Annotated in this window: 20 protein-coding genes; 12 read left to right on the forward strand and 8 right to left on the reverse strand. The window is 57.0% G+C overall.

What is annotated here, in order from left to right; translation table 11 throughout:
- Positions 1 to 7 precede the first annotated feature (7 nt).
- On the reverse strand, positions 8 to 1,258 hold the full coding sequence (gene tyrS, locus JN414_RS06390) for a tyrosine--tRNA ligase (protein ID WP_064274803.1): 1,251 nt from the start codon (positions 1,256 to 1,258) through the stop codon (positions 8 to 10).
- Positions 1,259 to 1,447: 189 nt separating this feature from the next.
- Here tyrS and JN414_RS06395 point away from each other — a divergent pair, with 189 nt between their 5' ends.
- Positions 1,448 to 4,237 (forward strand): TonB-dependent receptor domain-containing protein, encoded by a 2,790-nt coding sequence (locus JN414_RS06395; RefSeq protein WP_202207168.1) that lies wholly within the window; start codon positions 1,448 to 1,450, stop codon positions 4,235 to 4,237.
- Positions 4,238 to 4,296: 59 nt separating this feature from the next.
- Here JN414_RS06395 and JN414_RS06400 read toward each other — a convergent pair whose 3' ends face one another.
- The 3 genes from JN414_RS06400 to JN414_RS06410 form a co-directional block, all read right to left on the reverse strand.
- On the reverse strand, positions 4,297 to 5,712 hold the full coding sequence (locus JN414_RS06400) for an ABC transporter permease (protein ID WP_202207169.1): 1,416 nt from the start codon (positions 5,710 to 5,712) through the stop codon (positions 4,297 to 4,299).
- A 3-nt stretch (positions 5,713 to 5,715) separates the two neighbouring features.
- Complete coding sequence (locus tag JN414_RS06405) at positions 5,716 to 6,579, reverse strand: ABC transporter ATP-binding protein (protein WP_202207170.1); 864 nt, start codon at positions 6,577 to 6,579, stop codon at positions 5,716 to 5,718.
- A gap of 105 nt (positions 6,580 to 6,684) precedes the next feature.
- Positions 6,685 to 7,350, reverse strand: coding sequence for an alpha/beta hydrolase (locus tag JN414_RS06410; protein ID WP_064274695.1), 666 nt, complete (start codon positions 7,348 to 7,350; stop codon positions 6,685 to 6,687).
- Positions 7,351 to 7,487: 137 nt separating this feature from the next.
- Between JN414_RS06410 and JN414_RS06415 the strand changes: the two genes are divergently transcribed.
- Positions 7,488 to 8,579, forward strand: coding sequence for a cysteine desulfurase family protein (locus tag JN414_RS06415; RefSeq protein ID WP_202207171.1), 1,092 nt, complete (start codon positions 7,488 to 7,490; stop codon positions 8,577 to 8,579).
- Here the strand turns inward: JN414_RS06415 and JN414_RS06420 are convergent.
- Complete coding sequence (locus JN414_RS06420) at positions 8,576 to 8,740, reverse strand: hypothetical protein (protein WP_202207172.1); 165 nt, start codon at positions 8,738 to 8,740, stop codon at positions 8,576 to 8,578. The genes JN414_RS06415 and JN414_RS06420 overlap by 4 nt on opposite strands.
- A gap of 93 nt (positions 8,741 to 8,833) precedes the next feature.
- Between JN414_RS06420 and JN414_RS06425 the strand changes: the two genes are divergently transcribed.
- Genes JN414_RS06425 through JN414_RS06440 form a run of 4 tightly spaced genes read left to right on the forward strand, consistent with a single transcriptional unit; the run spans position 8,834 to position 12,061 of the window.
- Entirely contained in the window at positions 8,834 to 9,982 is a 1,149-nt protein-coding gene (locus JN414_RS06425; RefSeq protein ID WP_202207173.1) for a cysteine desulfurase family protein, read from the forward strand.
- Positions 9,983 to 9,999: 17 nt separating this feature from the next.
- On the forward strand, positions 10,000 to 10,314 hold the full coding sequence (locus tag JN414_RS06430) for a ferredoxin family 2Fe-2S iron-sulfur cluster binding protein (RefSeq protein ID WP_046900759.1): 315 nt from the start codon (positions 10,000 to 10,002) through the stop codon (positions 10,312 to 10,314).
- A gap of 5 nt (positions 10,315 to 10,319) precedes the next feature.
- Positions 10,320 to 11,402, forward strand: a complete 1,083-nt coding sequence (mnmA, locus tag JN414_RS06435) for a tRNA 2-thiouridine(34) synthase MnmA (RefSeq protein WP_046900760.1) — start codon at positions 10,320 to 10,322, stop codon at positions 11,400 to 11,402.
- 2 nt (positions 11,403 to 11,404) lie between these two features.
- On the forward strand, positions 11,405 to 12,061 hold the full coding sequence (locus tag JN414_RS06440) for a glutathione S-transferase family protein (protein ID WP_202207174.1): 657 nt from the start codon (positions 11,405 to 11,407) through the stop codon (positions 12,059 to 12,061).
- 14 nt (positions 12,062 to 12,075) lie between these two features.
- Here JN414_RS06440 and JN414_RS06445 read toward each other — a convergent pair whose 3' ends face one another.
- Positions 12,076 to 12,291 carry a hypothetical protein gene (locus tag JN414_RS06445; RefSeq protein ID WP_202207287.1) on the reverse strand — a complete coding sequence of 72 codons (216 nt, stop codon included), beginning with the start codon at positions 12,289 to 12,291 and terminating at the stop codon, positions 12,076 to 12,078.
- Positions 12,292 to 12,445: 154 nt separating this feature from the next.
- Here JN414_RS06445 and JN414_RS06450 point away from each other — a divergent pair, with 154 nt between their 5' ends.
- The 3 genes from JN414_RS06450 (at position 12,446) to JN414_RS06460 (ending at position 15,459) form a co-directional block, all read left to right on the forward strand.
- Positions 12,446 to 13,531 (forward strand): DNA topoisomerase IB, encoded by a 1,086-nt coding sequence (locus tag JN414_RS06450; RefSeq protein ID WP_202207175.1) that lies wholly within the window; start codon positions 12,446 to 12,448, stop codon positions 13,529 to 13,531.
- Between the two features lie 149 nt (positions 13,532 to 13,680).
- Entirely contained in the window at positions 13,681 to 14,934 is a 1,254-nt protein-coding gene (locus JN414_RS06455; RefSeq protein WP_046900764.1) for a sodium:proton antiporter, read from the forward strand.
- A 60-nt stretch (positions 14,935 to 14,994) separates the two neighbouring features.
- Positions 14,995 to 15,459: a hypothetical protein gene (locus tag JN414_RS06460; RefSeq protein ID WP_237389914.1), complete on the forward strand. Its 465-nt coding sequence runs from the start codon at positions 14,995 to 14,997 to the stop codon at positions 15,457 to 15,459.
- A gap of 17 nt (positions 15,460 to 15,476) precedes the next feature.
- Here JN414_RS06460 and JN414_RS06465 read toward each other — a convergent pair whose 3' ends face one another.
- Together JN414_RS06465 and JN414_RS06470 are read right to left on the reverse strand one after the other, a co-directional pair.
- A complete protein-coding gene (locus tag JN414_RS06465) occupies positions 15,477 to 16,421 on the reverse strand; it encodes an SMP-30/gluconolactonase/LRE family protein (protein ID WP_202207176.1) in 945 nt (314 codons plus the stop codon).
- Positions 16,422 to 16,559: 138 nt separating this feature from the next.
- Positions 16,560 to 17,492, reverse strand: coding sequence for a hydrogen peroxide-inducible genes activator (locus JN414_RS06470; RefSeq protein ID WP_202207177.1), 933 nt, complete (start codon positions 17,490 to 17,492; stop codon positions 16,560 to 16,562).
- Positions 17,493 to 17,637: 145 nt separating this feature from the next.
- Between JN414_RS06470 and JN414_RS06475 the strand changes: the two genes are divergently transcribed.
- From JN414_RS06475 to ahpC, 3 genes are all read left to right on the forward strand, one after another.
- Positions 17,638 to 18,369 carry an SDR family oxidoreductase gene (locus JN414_RS06475; RefSeq protein ID WP_202207178.1) on the forward strand — a complete coding sequence of 244 codons (732 nt, stop codon included), beginning with the start codon at positions 17,638 to 17,640 and terminating at the stop codon, positions 18,367 to 18,369.
- 119 nt (positions 18,370 to 18,488) lie between these two features.
- A complete protein-coding gene (gene add / locus JN414_RS06480) occupies positions 18,489 to 19,613 on the forward strand; it encodes an adenosine deaminase (RefSeq protein ID WP_202207179.1) in 1,125 nt (374 codons plus the stop codon).
- 167 nt (positions 19,614 to 19,780) lie between these two features.
- Entirely contained in the window at positions 19,781 to 20,344 is a 564-nt protein-coding gene (gene ahpC / locus JN414_RS06485; protein WP_046900770.1) for an alkyl hydroperoxide reductase subunit C, read from the forward strand.
- Positions 20,345 to 20,372: the final 28 nt, after the last annotated feature.

Below are 20,372 nucleotides of genomic sequence, written 5' to 3' on the forward strand. Positions count from 1 at the left end.
GTCAGGTTCAGACCGGACGGATAAGAATGTGCTTCTTTTTGCCGGACGAGACCTTCAGCGTGCCCTCGCGTAAATCCTCAAGTGTGAAGGTCTGGTTTTCATCGGAAATGACGACGTCATTGACGCGGCCACCACCGCCACGGATCAGCCGACGAGCCTCCCCACCACTGGCGGCAAGACCGGCCTCCTGAAAGACGCGGAACGCCGGAAGACCTTCGGCCAGCATATTGGCGGGAAGATCGATTTCCGGAAGAGCGGCCGTTGTGGAGCCCTGTTCGAAGACCTTGCGGGCCGTCTCGGCAGCCTCTTCTGCAGCCGTGCGTCCGTGACAGATCGCAGTGGCTTCCGTGGCGAGGATCTTCTTGGCTTCGTTGATCTCGGCTCCTTCAAGTGCGCCCAGACGTTCGCATTCTTCAACGGGAAGATCCGTGAAGAGCTTAAGGAAGCGGCCGACATCGGCGTCTTCCGTGTTGCGCCAGAACTGCCAGTAGTCAAAGACCGAACGCTTCTCGGCGCGGAGCCATGTGGCGCCCTGTGCGGACTTGCCCATCTTTACGCCGGACGACGTGGTGACGAGAGGCGTGGTGAGACCAAACACCTGCTTGCCATCAGTGCGGCGCGTCAGGTCGATACCGGCAACAATGTTGCCCCACTGGTCCGAGCCGCCCATCTGAAGCACGGCTCCATGGCGGCGGTTCAGTTCACGGAAGTCGTAGGACTGAAGGATGGAGTAGTTGAACTCCAGAAACGTCAGGCCCTGCTCACGGTCCAGACGCTGCTTCACGCTCTCGAAAGACAGCATACGGCTGATGGAGAAATGAACGCCGACGTCCTGTAGCAGGTTGATGTAGGACAGCTTGTCCAGCCATTCCGCATTGTTGGCGAGGATCGCGCCGCTGGACGGGTCTTCATCGCTGAAGGTGATGAACTGGCGCAGGGACTGTTCAATGCCAGCGATGTTGTGCGCGATTGTATCGTTCGTCATGAGCGAGCGGGCTTCGTCACGGAAGGACGGATCACCAATCTTTGCCGTGCCGCCACCCATCAGGGCAATTGGGCGATGACCATGCTTCTGCAACAGGCGCAGCGCCATGATGGACATAGCATTGCCCACATGCAGGGAGTCCGCCGTCGGGTCGAAGCCTACATAGGCAGTAATCGGTCCAGCCAGCATGGCTTCATCGAGGGCGTCGAGGTCGGTGCACTGGAAAATCAGGCCACGTGCCTGGGCTTCGAGAAGGAACGGACTCTTTGGCATGGATCGGTCTTGCTGCTGCGCTGTCGGAAAAGGGGAAGGTCTCTCTATCATAACATCGCGCAAAGCACGACCGTCTGCCGGGTGACACTGGACGCAACGGGATGGTCATTGTTTGTCGCTTGAATGACGGCACAGTCGGTCACTAGAGATATGTTATATCGTAACATAATGTCTGAGTGTGTATTCTCCATGTCTGTCCGCCCTTTTCGGAAAGCTGTTCGTCCTTTTTATCCGGCTCTGATTGGCGGCATGATGTGGAGCCCTGTCGTCTTTGCAGATGACCGGACAGAGACCCTCAAGTCCTCGAAGTCCGAGGATATTGTTGTAACGGGATCTTATCTTGGAGGGGCGGGGAACAAGACCGCCAATCCGGTTCAGATCATTTCGGCGAAGGATATTCAGAAAACTTCGGCCATCTCCCTTGGAGATTATCTGACCCGTCTGCCCTCTGTCGGCTCATCAGGAACACCCAATACCCGCACGAACGGCGGTGGGGGCGTGTCCTGCACAGACCTGCGCAATCTGGGGCAGGGGCGTGTTCTGATTCTCATTGATGGCAAGCGCACGGCGATGAATGCCGGATCTGAATGTGTGGATCTCAACGCCATTCCCGTGCAGCAGATCGACCGGATCGAGATCCTGAAGGATGGGGGTTCCGAACTCTACGGAGCAGACGCTGTTTCAGGCGTGATCAACATTCGGTTGAAGCATGATCTGACGGGCGGAAACCTGACGATCAAGGGCGGCATCACACAATATGGAGACAGTCGATCGGGGCTGATTTCTGGTTACAAGGGCTTCAATTTCGATCATGGCCGGGGCAACGTCACCCTGTTTGGTCAGTACGACACGACTGGACCAATTTCTTCACGGGATCGACGATGGGCTGCGCTGCCGCAGAACGACAATCCGGCTTCTGGAGCGCCAGGTTTTGGCTCCTCCATTATCCCATCAGGCGTGGCGTTTAACCCGGTTACGGGGAAGCGCATGGTCCCTGACGGCAATGGCAGTTTTCGGGCCTTTCAGTCTTCAGATCTGTATAATTTCGCTGAAGGCTCAATGCTCCAGAACTATCATCAGAATGCGGCCTTGTCTGGTGATGCCCATTATGATCTGAACGCACACATCACGCTGTATTCCAACGTTCGTTACAGTCACACTACGGCCTCCCGGCAGCTATCCCCTTCTCCTGTGCAAGGGAGCATCCCGCCTTCCAGTCTTCCGTCTTCCTGGATCATTCCAGCGGATAGCCCTGATAATCCATGGGGTAAGGATTACGCTGTGACGAAGCGGATGGAAGATGTCGGATACCGGCAAAATGATTTTGCTGTGGATACCTGGACGGTCATTGGTGGTGCCAAAGGACGCATTGTCGGAGACTGGCAGTATGATGCCTCCATGACTTACGGCGTCAGTCAGTTGACGGCGCAGACGCAGAATATGGTCAACTATCGCCATCTGCTGGAAACGACAGGCACGGAACAGCTTGATCCGTCCAGTTCTTCGAGTGCGGTGCGATACAACCCGGATATCTGCGTGGCTGCTTCAGGATGCGTTCTGCAAAACCCGTTTGCGCCGTATTCAGAGCAGGCGGCGGACTATGTTCGGTTCACTCAGCATGATCATGCAGATTACCAGATGCGGGACGTCAATCTGCGCTTCCACAATAATCGCGTTGTCAGCTTGCCGTATCGACATGGCGGTCAGATCGGTCTGGCTTTCGGGATGGAACACCGAAGCGAACAGCTTAGCTACAAGCCGGACTCCATAGTCGAGCGTGGCGACTCAACGGGTGCAACCACGGCTTATACCGGTGGTGGCTTTCATGTGACGGAAGGATATGTCGAAGGGAAAATCCCGCTTCTCGAACATGCTTTTCTGGCCCGGGACCTGACGGTGGATCTTCAGGGGCGTATTTCTGCCTACAACACGTTTGGAACGACAAAGAATTGGAAGGTCGGGCTGCACTGGGCACCGGTTCAGGACATCGCGTTTCGCGCCACTCTGGGAACGTCCTACCGGCAGCCGAGTATCTATAGCCTCTACGGTGGTCGCACGCTGAGTTATCCGTCTGCGTCCGATCCATGCAGTCAGGCCGGAGCCTATGGTGCGCGGGCCGGTACGGTCCTGGCACGGTGCGTGTCTGAAGGGATCAATCCCGAGACGTTCAATTCGGCGTTCGTGGGGCAGTTGCCCACGCTGTCGGGCGGAAATGCGGCTTTGAAGCCAGAAACGGGCCGTACCTATACAATCGGAACAGTCGTCACACCGCACTGGGTGCCGCATCTCTCGCTGTCCGTCGAATACTGGCACTACACGTTGCAGAACATGATTTCCGCACCGAGTACGCAGTATATTCTGGACGGATGCTATACGGGAACGGAACCACAGCTTTGCTCCCTGGTTTCGCCTCGTTCCACAAACGGACAGCTCACGGCCATTTCTGCCGTTCAGCAGAACCTTGGTGGCCTGCGAACGAATGGCCTGGATATTGATCTGACATACCGAATGCGTTTGGGGCGGCGTGACAGTCTGTCCTTGTCTGAAAACTATCAGCAGTTGATTGGGTATTTCCAGCAGTACACGCCGGGTGGCGCATGGCGGAATTACACAGGTCGACTGCTCTATCTGGCTGGAAGCGGCATGCCGCGTGAGCGGAGCTACACTACGGTCAGCTGGCAGCATGGCGCGTTCAGCCTGACCTACATGGTGCAGTATATTGGCGGGATGCACTGGAATGACGGCACGAACGATCTGGCACCGCAGACGGCAGGGCGTACGCGCTCACCGGGCGTTTTCCTTCAGGATGTGACGGTGGGATATCGATCGGGTCGATGGACGTTTAATACGGGCATCAACAACCTGTTCAACAGGCAACCGCCTTTCGTGGTAGACGGGGCTTCCAATACGGCTGTGGCGCAGTATTCGGGCTTTATTCCCGGACGCTATGTGTTTGCGCAGGTTGGGGCTGATTTCTGAAGACTGCCCGAAGGTATTCGCTGAAAATGTCTTGGCGCCAGAATTTCTGTTCCGATCAGTTATTCGTTTTCGTAAGGCCAGTCTGACCGGCTCAGTCGATAGGGTGCAAAACAGTAGCTGAGGAGCCCGAGAACAAGCGCTGTCATAGCCAGATATGCGGCATATCTGACGCTCAGCAGAAAAGGCGAACACATCTGGATCAGAAGGAGCGGGGCGAGATTAAAGGCAAAAACGACTGATTTTGGGGGCGCGCGCATGATCACGAACGGCAGGGCGGAGCAAAGGGTCATGCCGCCGACAAGTACGATCAGGTCCAGCGCCTCAAAGATGGCAGTTGCAGGAAGCAGAGGCTTCAGGACTGCATAAGGTACGACAAGGGTAAGCACCCGGATGGGGGTGATGATCAGCATTCGGGAGAGTTTGGCTCTGAAAACGGCCCGTACAAACTCCAGTCTGCTGCCAAAACGCCCTGTAACAAGAAGGAGCGGCCAGTGCTGTCGGTCCAATAGCCACTTGTCCCCGATGACCAGCATGACGCAGCCCGTTCCCACGGACTTGACCCAGGCCGAACTGAAACTGCGATGGGCGAGAAACGCCTCTATCATTGCAAAGACAGACAGTGTCACTGGAATGAGAAACAGGCTGACCAGGATGTCGGTTCTGAAAGTGACGGGGGTGACGGGCGCAAGAAGCATCTGACGGAGTTGATAAGGCGTCAAAGAACGCTGTGTGGGAGGTCTTGCGCGACTGGAATGTGTTGTCTCTGCCGGAAGAGACTGTCCTGTCTCATGAGCGGCCGGTGCAAGGGGTTTGCTGCCATAAAGTCGGTTCGGGAGGGACAGGATACTGCCGATCAGTGCCATGAACAGAATGATGCTGGCGGGAATAGTCAGAACAGCAGGGCGTGTCAGCATCCAGTAGGTAGCATCTGAGACGAGTACCAGTGCGAACTGCCCAACCATCAAGGCCACCCCGAAGAGAAGAATGGCGACCCGTTTTTTGCCAGATTGCTCACGCGGGGGAGCGTACCACTGCACAGTTGAGGGGATGGCGTTGAAAAGGATAAAGAAAAGGGCGTCGTGGAAAGGAACCGGCAGCAGTCTCATCAAGCCGGCGAGCCCCAGAATGATCACGCTTGCGACAATGCTGGCGGCCCGTGCTTCGGCAAGGGCCAGTCCAGGGATGGACGGAGCCTGTGAGCCGCTGATCTGATTGTTCGTATGAAGCTGGAGCACACTCTGAACGACCATCACGACGAGGATCACATAGAAAACGTTGGTGTGCGACAAAGCCTCCGTCAACGTTTCATGTCTGAGCAGACCATGCAGGTCCCGGAGAGTGGAAAGAGCGGCAATCATCCAGCAGGCGAGCATCAAGATCATGTAGTTGCCGCGCAGGAACGTCGCCGTGGCGTAGATGCCAAGCGCCCGGCGCAGGTCTGACCATTCCAGTGGGGAGAGACGAAGCCACGTCATGGATCAGGAAGCTCGCGTCGCGGTGATTTCAAGGAAGGCATCCTCGAAATCAGGAACAGACACCGTAGTTCCTTCAGGCAGTAGGATGTCTTCTGACCATCCATGCACCAGAAGCCCCGTTTCGCGCTGGCCGATAATCTGGAGGGGGACGTTATCGAGGATGTGCGGTGTTGCGTGATCCAGCCAGCGTGTTGTGGCGCGGAACACAGGGGTTGGAACATCCAGCACAACCTGACCTTGACGCAGGAACAGAAGGCGGGAGCACAGGCGTTCCAGATCTGACAGGATATGCGAGGAAATCAGGACGCTGGCCCCTGTGCGCTGGGCGTAATCTCCCAAAAGATTCATGAAATCCCGGCGGGCGTGCGGATCCAGACTGGCCACGGGTTCATCCAGCACCAGAAAGTCCGGCTCGTGACGCATGGCCAGCAGGATTGCGAGGCGCTGGCGCTGACCACCGGAGAGGTTTTTGACAATTTTCTTGGGATCAAGGTCGGCCCAGCGAAGAACGGCGGGATCAATCGGTGGCAGTGTACCGTAGAACGCACCAATGTAATCAATGAGCTTACCAACAGTGAACGCCGAGAATCCCGTCATGGTCTGCGGAACGAAGCCTGTCCGGGCTCGCAGCTCTCTCGGGAGTTCCAGAACGTTTTGACCGAACAGGTCCACAGAGCCCGTATCCGGCACAAGGAAGCCCATCAAACATCCGATGAGGGTGGATTTTCCGGCCCCGTTTTTTCCGAGCAGCGCGACGGTTTCGCCAGGTGCTATAGTGAATGATACGCCATCAAGAGCTGTGAAGCTGCCGAAGCGCTTGGAGAGGTCCGTCACGCGGACGGGGAGGACATCTTGCCGGGTGCTCATGTAACAATCGTTACATAATGTATATGAACCGGCAAGAGCCCTAAAAGAAAAGGCCCGCGTCCCGGAGGGCGCAGGCCTTTTTCTTCATGGAACTGTCAGATTTGTTCAGTCGGCGGCCAGTGCGAGAGCCTTGCGGCCACGCATGGTCATGACGTGATCTTCCAGTGCTTCTCCAACGCGCTCAGCCTGCTTGGCGAAAATGTGGTCGGCATCGTCGAAGATACGATAATCGACCGTCACATTCTTCTGCGTGTTGAGCTTGTCGACCAGCTTGCGGATGCCTGGCTCGGGAGCCATTTCGTCCTTGCCGCCAGCGATCATCAGACCACTACACGGACAAGGTGCAAGGAAGCCGAAGTCATAATCATTGGCTGGAGGTGCAACGCTGATCCAACCACTGATTTCCGGGCGGCGCATCAGAAGCTGCATGCCGACGAACGCCCCGAACGAGTATCCGGCGATCCACAGTTCGCTGGAGTTCGGGTTGACCATCTGCATCCAGTCAAGTGCTGCAGCTGCATCGGAGATCTCGCCAATGCCACCATCGTAGCGGCCCTGCGAACGGCCTACGCCGCGCGAATTGTAGCGCATGACCGAGAAGCCCATCTTCTCGAAGTGGCGATACATCGTGTACGTAATACGATTATTCATGGTGCCGCCGTGAAGCGGGTGTGGGTGCAGCACCAGGGCAAGGGGAGCGTTTGGTTCGCTGGAGTGGTGGTAACGACCCTCAAGCCGGCCATCTGGGCCGGCGAACATCACTTCAGGCATGAATACTCTCGCTCTATGTCCGGCAGGATTACGGCCCTGCCTTCCGGTGGGCGTCTGTATATCGAGTTGAAAGCCAGAATTTCCACCAAAATCGACTCGGGATTGCGATTCCTGCAACTCTGCACGATCTAGAGAACATGACGAACGCATCTGCTCCGACCTATCTTGACGCCAATGCAACCGAGCCTCTGCGCCCCGCAGCGAGGGAGGCTGTGCTGTCGGGTCTGCTGCTGTCCGGCAATCCGTCTTCGGTCCACGCGGAAGGGCGCGAAGCCCGGCGATGTCTTGAAGACGCCCGTAGTCGTATCAGTGCGGGTTTCGGGCGGATTTCCGGGACCTGTGTGTTCACGTCAGGTGGCACGGAGGCTGACGCAATGGCCATTCATGCGTTCGGTCAAGGGTGTCGGATCCTGATCGGCGCAACGGAGCATGATGCCGTTCGTAAAGCCGCCCCGGACGCGGACATTATTCCGGTGAATGACCAGGGCATTCTGGACCTTGAAACCCTCCGTCAGCGTCTCGCGGATGGGGCGCCAACACTTGTCTGTGTCATGGCCGCCAATAACGAGACCGGGGTTTTGTCGCCACTCGAGGATGTGGCTGCACTCTGCCGCGACTCGGGGGCACATCTACATGTGGATGCGGTTCAGAGCGCTGGGCGACTGCCTTTCAGCCTGACTGAGTGCAGCGTTGCTCTCTCGGGGCACAAGATGGGCGGGCCAAAAGGCGCAGGCGCGTTGCTGCTGCCTCTGGATGAACCGATTGATGCCCTGATGGTGGGCGGCGGTCAGGAGCGCGGTCGGCGAGGAGGAACGCAGCCTTTGCCAGCTATCCTGGGTATGGCTGCTGCTTTCGATGAGGCGCAGGCCCAGGACTGGTCCGCTATTGAGGCATTGCGCGAGCGCGTCGAACAGGTGGCGATGGCGGCGGGAGCCCGTGTTGCCGGGCGTGAGGTCGCTCGCCTGCCGAACACAAGCTGCCTGATCCTCGACGGGGTAGCCGCACAGGTGCAGCTCATGGCGCTTGATCTGGAAGGATTTTGTGTTTCTGCCGGTTCGGCATGCTCTTCTGGAAAGGTGGCGGCATCTCATGTTCTGACGGCTATGGGCGAGACGACAGGGGCCTCTCAGGCCATACGAGTGTCGTTGCCGTGGAATGTGAGGGCAGAGCAAGTTGACGCGTTTTGTGATGCCTATGAGCGTATGGCGCGTCGTTTAAGTAAACGTTAAGGCGCGCTCATGTGGTCATTTTCCAGCCTGAGTTTCCGGGCCTGCTCTTCCAGAAGGGCGCTGCGGGCGTTGATCCATCGGCCTGAAGGGGAAATGAGGCTGAGGAGTAGAATCCCGAAGGCGAGGGCAAACAGAGTGCTGCCAAGGGGGATCAGGTCCATGAGGTATTCTCTGCCTGAAACAAGGTTCGAGACTGAAAAGCCCATCTATATCTGGAACCGTAACGATCTGTGTTGGTCAGTGGAAGGTATAGCGTGATTTATCTGGACTATTTTTCCACAACGCCCTGCGCCCCTGAGGTTGTGGAAGCAATGCTGCCCTGGTTCGCAGAGGATTTTGGTAATCCACACAGTGTTCATGGCCCGGGCCAGAAAGCGGCGCAGGCTGTCGATGCAGCCCGCCAGACCATCGCTAACCTGATCGGGGCTGAAGCCCGGGAACTTGTTTTTACGTCCGGAGCCACGGAAGCAAACAATCTTGCCATCAAGGGAGCCGCTCGCCACCTGAAGCGCATGGGCAATGAGCGTCGTCGCGTCATTACCGTCTCTACTGAGCATAAATGCGTTCTGGAATCCGTTCGGGATCTGGAGACTGAAGGCTTTGACCCTCTTATCCTGGGAGTGGACGGGCAAGGGCGTGTTGATCCCGAGGCTCTGCGGGAGGCACTGGCGGTGCCGACACTGCTTGTTAGCATCATGACGGCAAATAATGAAACGGGCATCCTGCAGGACATTCCACTCCTGTCACGAATCGCCCATGAGGCTGGGGCGTTGTTTCACACTGACATGGCGCAGATGGCCGGGAAGCTGCCTGTTTCGCTGGATGGTATCGACCTGGCGTCTTTTTCCGCGCATAAGATGTATGGCCCCAAGGGGATCGGTGCCCTGTATGTGCGGCGTCGTCCCCGTGTGCGACTACAGCCTCTCTTTTCCGGGGGAGGGCAGGAACGGGCCTTTCGTTCAGGCACGTTGCCTACCCCTCTTGTCGTGGGGTTCGGGAAAGCTGCGGAGCTGGCGAAACGAAGATTGGATACGGATATTTTGCAGATTTCCGCCCTGCGGGATGATCTGTGGCGCCAGATTGAAACGGCACTTCCAGGATGTGAACTGAATGGACGTGAAGTTTCGCGCCTACCGGGTGCGCTGAATTTCTGTCTGCCGGAAGGCGTGCGGGCGACGGACATCCTTGAACGGGTCCCGGAAGTTGCCATGTCTACGGGGTCAGCTTGCTCGGCCGCAGAAATTACCCCCTCTTATGTGCTGACGGCGATGGGACTTTCTGCACAGAAAGCATCGCGGTGCTTGCGCCTGTCGGTCGGACGCTCTACCTCCAAGCCCGGTATTGACCGTGCGGCGGCTCTTCTGATCGAGGCTGTCCGTACCTGCCAACCTTCAAGAGACTGAAACAAGACGGACAGCCCATGCCCAAGATGACCTTTATCGAACGTGACGGTTCCCGCCGTGAAGTTGACGCGCCTGTCGGCCTGTCGGTGCTGGAAATCGCTCACAAGCATGACATTGACCTCGAAGGCGCCTGCGAAGGCTCCCTGGCCTGTGCGACGTGCCATGTCGTGGTGGACCCGGAATGGGCTGGCAAGCTGTCCGAGCCGACCGACGATGAAGAAGACATGCTGGATCTGGCCTTCGGCCTTGAGCAGACGTCCCGTCTGGGCTGCCAGATTGTCATGACCGAAGATCTGGACGGCCTGACCGTTCAGCTTCCAAAGGCGGGCTGAAGACCATGCGTATCCTCGTTGCCATGTCGGGAGGCGTGGACAGCTCCGTAGTGGCCGCGCTGCTCAAAAGGCAGGGCCACGAGGTGATCGGCGCGACCCTTCAGCTTTACGATCACGGCCAGGCGTCCAAGCCGGGCGCCTGTTGTGCCGGACGCGACATCATGGATGCCCGCGCCGTAGCGGATAAGCTGGATTTCCCGCATTACGTCATTGATGCGGAAAGCCGCTTCCGGGATAGCGTGATCGAGAACTTCGCGGACGCCTATGCGCGTGGGGAAACTCCCGTGCCATGCGTGGCCTGCAATCAGGGCGTGAAGTTCACGGATCTTCTGGGCATGGCCCGCGATCTGGGCTGTGAAGCGATGGCGACCGGGCATTACGTCCGGCGTGTTGAAGGTCCGTCTGGTGCTGAAATGCATCGCCCCGTTGATGCAGAGCGGGACCAGACCTGGTTCCTGTTCGCGACGACGAAAGACCAGCTTGATTACCTGCGCTTCCCGCTTGGCGAGATGCCGGACAAGGCGCATGTGCGTGAACTGGCACAGGAGCTTGGACTGGAAATCGCGGCCAAGCCGGACAGTCAGGACATCTGCTTCGTTCCAAGCGGGTCTTACGTTGATATCGTGGAGAAGCTTCGTCCCGAAATTCGTGGTGAAGGCGAGATCGTGGATGAACAGGGCAAGGTCCTTGGGCATCATGAGGGCGTTGCGCGCTATACGGTTGGACAGAGCAAGCGGTTGGGAGACATCCATACAGCCGTTGGCGAACGCCAGATGGTAACGCGGATTGATGTGCCAAAGCGCCGGATTGTTGTTGGACCTCGCGTTCAGGCGACCGAAGTTGAGACGCGCAAGGCGATCCGTCTGCGGGACATGAACTGGCTGATTGATGCTCCGCCGGAAGGTGTCTCCTGTGGCGTGCAGATCCGTGCTCGGGAGAAGCTCCGGGATGCGGTGGTGAAGCCTCTTGAGAATGGTGGCGCGCTAGTCGAACTGCTGGAGCCAGCCATGCCGGCCCCGGGGCAGGCCTGTGTTCTGTATGATGGGAGCCGTGTTCTGGGCGGCGGGTTTATTCTGGCGGGAGCGTAAGCATGGCAGGGACACTTCTGATCGGGTCGCGGCGGTATTCGTCCTGGTCTTTGCGTGGCTGGCTGGCCGTCAAGCTGGCGAAGCTGGATGTGGAAGAGAAGGTCATTGCTCTCAAGGGCGGTGGCAAGACCACGGAAATTCACGCGCTGTCGCCGAACAAGCTGGTGCCGTATTTGCAGCATGATGGCGCGCATGTCTGGGAAAGTCTGGCCATCTGCGAATACTGTGCCGAGTACGAGCCCGCTCTTTGGCCGCAAGACCGCGTGGTGCGCGCTCACGCCCGCAGCATCAGCGCCCAGATGCACGCCGGTTTCCGCCCAATCCGGCAGAATTGCCCGATGGATGTGGAGCGCGTTCCAGCGCCTTTGTCAGAAATTAGCGAAGACCTGGCCAAGGATGTTGCTCTGTTAAGCGAGACCCTGAAGGGGGCACTTCTGCGCTCCGGCACGGCCACGCCGTATCTGTTCGGGGACGTCCTGACGGTGGCTGACTGCATGTATGCGCCAGTCGCTATCCGGATTCACACGTATCAACTTAATGTTGACCCCGTTGTGAAAGCTTGGGTTCAGAGCATGCTGCACCATCCGCTTATGAAGGAATGGTACAGCCTTGCGGATGCAGAGCCTGCTGAGTGGCGACTGAGCTACGAAGACAAATAAGGGTCTGGCTTCGTTCAGTGGTGAACGAAGCCCATTCCAGTTTGTAGGGCGGTACGAAACACATCAGACCAGATGCTGTTACCGCCGCCACGGCCTCCACCAGGGCCACTGCCCGTCTGATTGAACGACGGGGTATCGTTGCTGTCAGCAGTTTCGGACATATCGGATGGTGCATGCGATGCGCAGCTTGCGAGCAGGAGCATACTGCATCCCAACAACAGTCGTTTCACATCTGTATTCCCTACCCGTAATGTCCTCCTTGTAAGTCACCTGTGGAAAAGCAGGTGTCATGTCAGGAAGTATCAGGAAGCGTAAGCAGATCTGACGAAACTCCGGTTCCAGCAGCACGCTGTTACAGTTGGACGGACAGGGAACCGCGAAACCGTGACAGCAAGACTTTCACCTGAGCAGAAACAGGCCCGGCGCGCGGGTTTGCATTATGTGGACAGGACGGAACCAGGAATTACACGCAGACGAGCCGGCAAAGGTTTCGCCTATTACGATCCTTCCGGGGAGCGCATCACGGACCAAAGCGTTATCGGGCGCCTGAAACGCCTGGGGATTCCTCCGGCTTATCGCGACGTCTGGATCTGTGCTGATCCCGATGGTCATCTGCAAGGCGTCGGCACAGATGCGCGGGGGCGGTTGCAGTATCGCTATCATCCCAAGTGGCGGGAAACCCGGGACGTCGCCAAGTTCGGTCGAATGCTTGTATTTAGTGAGCATCTTCCTGCCTTGAGAGCACAGGTGGAAAAGGATCTGGCGCGAAAGAAGCTGGACCGGGACCGTGTTCTGGCCGCGATTGTCTTCATTATGGAACGGACGATGGCCCGGATCGGAAATGACCGGTACGCGCGCGAAAACCGTAGCTATGGCCTGACGACGCTGCGGCACCGGCATGTGGATGTGACCGGAAAGCACGTCACGCTTGATTTCCGGGCCAAACATGGGATTGAGCAGCATTTGGATTTGTCTGACGCTAGATTGGCGCGGCTTGTGTCACGGCTCGAAGATCTCCCGGGGCAACGTCTCTTCCAGTATCTGGATGAGAACGGTGAACGCCACGATGTGCACTCACAGGATGTGAACGACTACCTTCAGACCATCACTGGTGAAGACATTACGGCCAAAGACTTTCGCACTTGGGCTGCCACGCAACTGGCTGCCGTCACGCTCTGTGCCTTCAGCGGCTACGATACGAAAGCGAAAGCCAAAAAGCAGGTTGTGGAAGCCGTGAAGTCCGTGGCTGCCCGGCTTGGAAATACGCCTGCGGTCTGTCGAAAGAGCTATATTAATCCCTGTGTGGTGGATGGGCACCTGGACGGGACTTTAAGGGCCGCGTTTCAGAAACGGGCACAGGATGTTCTGGATATGCCGGAGCATGGATTGTCGGCTGAAGAAGCAGCGGTGACGGGCTTCCTGGCAAACCGTTTGCCGCATCTTCGAAATAACGGCACATCAAAGTCCTGAACCGCAGTATGTTGAAATCTTTCGCAGGAAACTCTGCCTGTTACAGAAGCTTCTGTTTCTGACGGACCGTATAAAAATGCGTCGCAACGGAATTGATGGCTGGCGACGGAAGGTCAGTGCATGATGCACTGTCAGGAGGAGAAGAACGGATGAACTCGCTGGGTCTTTTTGCCTTGCTGATGCTGGGAGCAACGTGTTTCGGGGTTTTGAACGAGCGCCTTTTCAAGCTCCCTCTGACCATCGGTATTCTCCTGATTTCCATGGTCATTTCGATGCTGATCATGCTGATCAATCCTCTGGTGCCAGGCTACGACCTCCAGCACATTCCCCGGACCCTTCTCGGGCAGGTCAATCTCCCAGAAACGCTTCTGGAAGGGGCTCTGTCCTTCCTTCTTTTTGCCGGGGCCATGCAGGTTAATCTCGGACTTCTGCTCTCCCGCGGAAAGGCTGTGGCTGCACTGGCTATCTTGGGAACGGTATTGGCCGTGGGGCTATTGGCAGGCGCAGCATGGTTAGTCTTTCCGCTGCTGGGCATGAATGTTCCCTTCAGCTGGTGTGTCGTTCTGGGGGCCATCCTCGCGCCGACGGATCCGGTTTCCGTCGTGGGAATGTTGCGTCGGCTAGGGTTGCCAGAAGCTCTTCAGGCCACCTTTGCAGGAGAAAGCCTGTTCAACGATGGCGTAGGCATTGTGATGTACGGGACCGTCATCGGTCTTGCGACCGGCGAGGTCCATAGCGTTGCAATGACGGACTTTATCGTCCGCTTTCTTGTGGAAGCGGTCGGTGGTGGTGTGCTGGGAGGTGTGCTGGGCTGGGTCGCCCTGAAAATCATTCGGGGCGTGCAGGACATGCAGATTGATCTGCTGGCTTCGCTGGCCTTGGCAACGGGCACTTACAGCCTCGCCAGCTCTTTGCACATGTCTGGCCCGATTGCTGTGGTCGTGGCGGGGATGTGGCTGGCGACTGATACAGGCAAGCGTGCGATTCCAGAGCATTCCCGCCAGGAGCTCACCACGTTCTGGGGGCTGATCGACGAAATCCTGAACGCATTGTTGTTCCTGCTGATCGGATTTGAGCTTCTCGAAATTACTCCACATCTGCCCAACCTTGTGGCGACACTCATCATCATTCCATTGTCCGTAATTGTTCGCGGACTGAGTGTGTTCTTGTCCACAATGCCGGTTCACCTGAAAAAAGGTGAACGTGGCAGAGCTCTCGGTGTTTTGACCTGGGGTGGGCTTCGGGGCGGGATTTCCGTGGCATTGGCCTTGGGATTGCCCCCGGGAGAACTGAGGGAGACGCTACTGCCGGTTTGCTATGGGGTGGTGGTCTTTACAATCATCGTGCAGGGACTGACGATGGAAAAGGTGGTCAATCGGCTTTACCCGAAAGCCACCAGTTGAGTGTATGCCTGCTGAGAGATTTTGGCAGACTGAAAAATGGATCGGCAGGAGCGCGGTAAAATGGTGACTTTAAAGCGGGTGATGGGTCTACTAATCGTGACAGGTGCCGTCATGAGCATGTCCGGGAATGCGTTTGCCGCCAAGGGGTTCCCGGGACAGGCAGGATGCTGGGCCGCCCTTCCGGGTGAAGACGAGCGACCAGAAGTGACGTGTCGGAGCTTCACGGAAGATCTGCTGAAAAGTCTTGAGAAAGCTACGCCTGCACAGGTGACGTCTATTCTGGGTGTTCCAGGCAAGGACCATAAGCCCACCTATTTCGAGAGCGCGAACAAAACGCCCGGAGCCTATAACGGCTACGTTGAGCTGACATACACGGCCGGACACGTCTCGGATCTGTCTGCTGTTTTGACGCAGGTTCAGCCGAACGGCATGGCAAGTGACGAGAAGGATTATCAGTGGGGCGTCAATAAGGCTGGCTGCTCCGATTTTCCAGGAAGCAAGAAAGCCTGCGACACGTCCAACTAAAGAACTGCGCTCTGGATTCAGTCTCTCAGATCCAGAGCTACCAGTTTTTCACGGCAGGTAATGAAGAGGCGCCTGTTCTCCGGGCCGCCAAATGTGCAGTTTGTTGGTGACCACGGAAGAGGGATGGACCCAAGCGTACAGCCTGAAGCGTCGATAACGTAAATCCCATTATCTGAGGTGGTCCACACCCATCCGCGATGGTCTACGGCCAAGCCATCAGGGACGCCGTTTTCCGTGCTGTAGAAGGGGCGTTTACCCGTCAGCTTTCCATGGCGGCCGACATCAAATGCATGAATGTGGCAGCCGTGACCGCCAATTTTTCTGGATGTGTCCGTTACGTATAGGGTTTTCTTATCTGGCGAAAATGCCAGAGCATCGGGCTGATCCAGATCAGCCATGCGCGTCAGATCTCCAGTTTTTCGATCGTATCGGTACACGCTGCGATGGGGAAGTTCTGGTGCCGCGATATACCCTTCTTTTGCGGAGTGGATGCCGAAGATTGGGTCGGTGAACCAGAGGGTATGATTGGGGCCAGTGATAATGGCGTTTGGGGCGTTAAGGCGGCCCCCCTGATAGTGCGTGACGAGGGGCAGGGTTTCCTGACCATCCTGTGAAAGACTGATGCAGCGACGTCCCTGTTCGCAATGCACCAGCGTGCCATCCGGGAGTAAGGCATTGCCGTTGATGAACCACGTGGGATCAATAATGGTGTGAACATGGCCGTCTGGGTGCCAAGCCATCACCCTGCGTGAGATGACATCTGACCAGATGAGCCTGTTGCGGTCCTGATCCCAGACCGGGCTGTCGCCCAGCGTTGTTCCCTCGTGGAGAAGCAGAAGCGGAATATCGAAATCCAGAACCGCAGCGAGTGTCGGATCATCAATCCGGATGCCTGGAAGAGGGCCTGATGTTTCTGGTGCACCTGGCAACCGCAGGAATGTACCAATCAGAGCGTTCTTCACGCGGCGCGTCTTTTCTGGATACGCATTGCGACTTTCTCAGCCATATTTGTGGCGCAGGCCTACAGCAGTGTTTGTCTTCCCCAGACAGAGCCTTCAGGAAAGCGATATCTTACAAAAACGCCGTGATATTCACGGGGTTCATGCCGGATACATTTTGCATCCTTCGGGGGTGGCCTGCCGTAGAAAGGTGCCAAGTTCCCGGAATGTGCTGGCACGTGGATCTGAGGCGCGCCACACGAGGCCGATTGTCCGACTTGCTTCGGGTTCAGAAAGGGGGCGGACGGTGATGAGGTTCTCAAAATCCATCCGGTTGCGCAGAGCAAGCCGGGGAATGAGCGAGAAGCCTTCGCCTGCACCAATCATGTGCCAGAGCATCTCCAGGCTTGTGGCCAGTCTGGTCTCGCGCTGTCTGGGAATGGTTGGGCAGATGGAGAGTGCCTGATCGCGAAGACAGTGACCGTCTTCCAGTAACAGAAGGTCAGGTTGACCCAGCTGTTTCAGGGAGATCCTGTTCTTGCCAGCCAGTTCGTGCGTAACCGGAAAAACGCCCAGAAAAGCCTCTTCGAAAAGAGGAAGGGCTTCCAGTGCCTCCGACGGAGCAGGCAGCGCCATCAGAGCCAGATCGAGTTCGTTGTTTCGCAGAGACTGGACCAGCGTATCCGTCGTTCCTTCTGTCAGGCGCAGATTCAGGTTCGGATAGGATTGCCGCAGATGGGGAAGAGTGCCGGGAATATAATACGGGCCAAGCGTCGGGATGACGCCCAGGCGCAGAATGCCATCCAGCGGGCTGGTGCGCGTCCGTGCGACTTCCAGAAGATTCCGGGCTGCCGTTAAAACTTCACGGCCAAGCGCAATCAGGCGCTCTCCATCAGGTGTGGGGGCGACATGCCTGCGCGAGCGCTCGAACAGCGTAACGTCGAGAAGCTGCTCCAGCTTGCGGACCTGCTCTGAAAGGCCCGCCTGGCTCACACCACAGCGTTCTGCCGCGCGGGAGAAATTGCGCAGGTCATCCACTGCCACGACATATTCGATGTCCCGCAGGGACAGGCCGGAAAGGGGAACGTAACTCATGAATTATAGATAATACCGAACACTAAAATATGGAAGTGCGGTTTTTCCTATATTTGCATGAAAGCGTCATCGGCCTTGGCAAGACACATCTGCTGACGAAGCGTATAAGGTTTCAAAGAATTTCCACAGCAAGGATGAAGACTCCATGACACAGCGCGCTGCTCTCGTGACCGGTGGTTCCCGTGGTATCGGGGCCGCAATCGCCCTTCGTCTGGCCACAGACGGATATGACGTTGCGATCTCTTATGCCAGCAACGAAAAGGCTGCTGCGGATATCGTCAGCAAGATTGAAGCCAAGGGCCGCAAGGCTGTTGCCATCAAGGCCAATGGCGGAACAGCGGAAGGTAACCGCGCTGTTGTCACGAAGGCCGTGGAAACATTCGGTCGGCTGGATGCACTCGTCTGTAACGCCGGGATTTATCCTTACGGGCCGATCGATCAGATGACAGTTGAGCAGATCGATCAGGTGCTGAACCTGAATGTTCGTGCCGTTATGATCGAGACGATGGAAGCTGTGAAACATCTGGGGCAGGGTGGCCGCCTGATTTATATCGGCTCTGCTTTTGGTGCTCGCGCACCTTTCCCGGGTATTTCCCTTTACTCCGCCACCAAGGCGGCTCTGGAAGGCTTTGCCCGCGGCGTAGCGCGTGATGTGGGGCCGAAGGGGATTACCGTTAATGTGGTCGAGCCAGGTCCGATTGATACGGATCTCAACCCGGCGGACGGCGACGGTGCGGCCCTGATCAGCAGTTTCACCGCGACGAATTCCTACGGCAAGGTTGCTGATATTGCGGATTTCGTAGGCTTCCTTGCAAGCCCTGCAGCCTCTTACATTACGGGCGCGTCCCTCCCGGTAGATGGCGGTCTGACGGCCTGATCTAAATTAACGTGCGGTCTATCCTGTTTTCTCTCCTTGTTATCGGAGCGGATGCGCAACATTCTCCCTGCGAAAGTCGTGGGCAGGGGGATGCCGCGTAAACGCTAAAGGAAAACAGGATGACGTTCGGGCGCAGGTTCTTTCTGGCAAATACAATGCTGTTTTCAGCCAGTATCGCTTTGACCGGGCGTGCATCGGCTGCAGCAGCTTCAGATGGAGCGGGCGATGACCTGACCCGCTTCATCTATGCAATGCCAAAGGCCGAAATGCATGTGCATATTGAAGGCACGCTTGAGCCGGAAATGAAGTTCCGCCTGGCCCAGCGCAATGGTGTCTCCCTGCCGTACAGCACGGTTGAAGACATGCGGGCCAGTTATAACTTCCACGACCTTCAGAGCTTTCTGAAGATTTTCTATGAGGGCAAAACCGTTCTGCTCAAAGAGCAGGATTTCTATGACCTTACATATGCCTATCTGACCAAAGCAGCCTCCCAGAATGTGCTGTATGCGGAGATATTCTTTGATCCGCAGATGCATACAGACCGTGGCATTCCGTTCGCTACGGTTATGAATGGCCTCACGCGGGCGCAGGCTGATGGCCGACGCAATCTGAAGATCGACTCCCAGCTTGTTCTTTGCTTCGAGCGGGAACTGACGGCTGAGTCTGCCATGAAGACGCTGGAGGCAGCGCTTCCCTACCGTCAGCATATTGTCGGCATTGGGTTGGACTCTGACGAGAAGAACAATCCCCCTGACAAATTCCGGGAGGTGTTTGCCCGTGCCCGTAAAGCCGGTTTTCACCTGACGATGCATTGTGACCTGAACCAGCTCGATACGCATGAACACATCCGGCAGGTGCTGGAAGACATTCAGGCAGACCGCATTGATCATGGCGGCAATATTCTGGAGCGTCCGGATCTGGTGGCTGTGGCAAAACGCAGAGGCACAGCGTTTACTGTTTGCCCGGTTGCCTGTGGCTGGCTGCGGGAAAATGGTGAAAACATCAACATCATTCGCGGAATGCTGGATCAGGGTCTGAAAGTTACGGTCGCGTCTGATGATCCCGCCTACATGAAGAGCAATTATGTGGCGGAGAGCCTTGTCGTGGCGCAGGGCGATGGCGCGTTGAGCAAAGACGATCTTCTGACGCTGGCGCGAAACAGTTTTGAGGCTGCCTGGATCAGCCCGGCGCAGCGCAAAATCTATCTGGGCAAGCTGGAAGCCTTTCGTCGTCAGTGGGCTTGAAGGACTGGTCAGTGGGGCTGATATGAAATAGGTAGTGGTGATGAGGGTTTGATCTCTGTTCGGTTTGACCGATCAATCATATTGACAGGAACTGTTTCCTGACCTTCTCATTTTGTGGGACATAGGTTCCGCAACCTAACACGAGCGACAAAGCAGGAGACCTTCTGATGGTTCGCATTAACTCCACACTGGCCCCGTTCTCGACCGATGCATTCCGCAACGGCGAATTCCTGACGGTCACGGATGCAGACGTCCGTGGCAAGTGGTCCGTCTTCTTCTTCTATCCGGCAGACTTCACGTTCGTCTGCCCGACGGAACTTGAAGATCTGGCTGACAATCAGGCCGCTTTCGACAAGCTGGGCGTTGAAATCTATTCCGTTTCCACGGACAAGCATTTCACGCACAAGGCCTGGCACGACACGTCCCCGGCTATTGGCAAGATCAAGTACACGATGCTGGGCGACCCGACGGGTGTGATCTCCCGCAACTTCGGTGTTCTGATCGAAGAAGCTGGCCTGGCTGATCGCGGCACGTTCCTGCTCGATCCGGAAGGCAAGGTTCAGTACATCGAAATCACGGCTGGTGGCGTTGGCCGCTCCGCGACGGAACTGCTGGAGAAGATCCAGGCCGCTCAGTATGTCGCCACGCATCCGGGTGAAGTCTGCCCGGCCAAGTGGAAGGAAGGCGGCGAAACGCTGAAGCCTTCTCTCGACCTCGTCGGCAAGATCTGATTTTGCCGGGTGAGGCGGGACCGCCTCA

The sequence above is a fragment of the Gluconobacter sp. Gdi genome, assembly GCF_014132155.1.
Taxonomy (GTDB): domain Bacteria; phylum Pseudomonadota; class Alphaproteobacteria; order Acetobacterales; family Acetobacteraceae; genus Gluconobacter.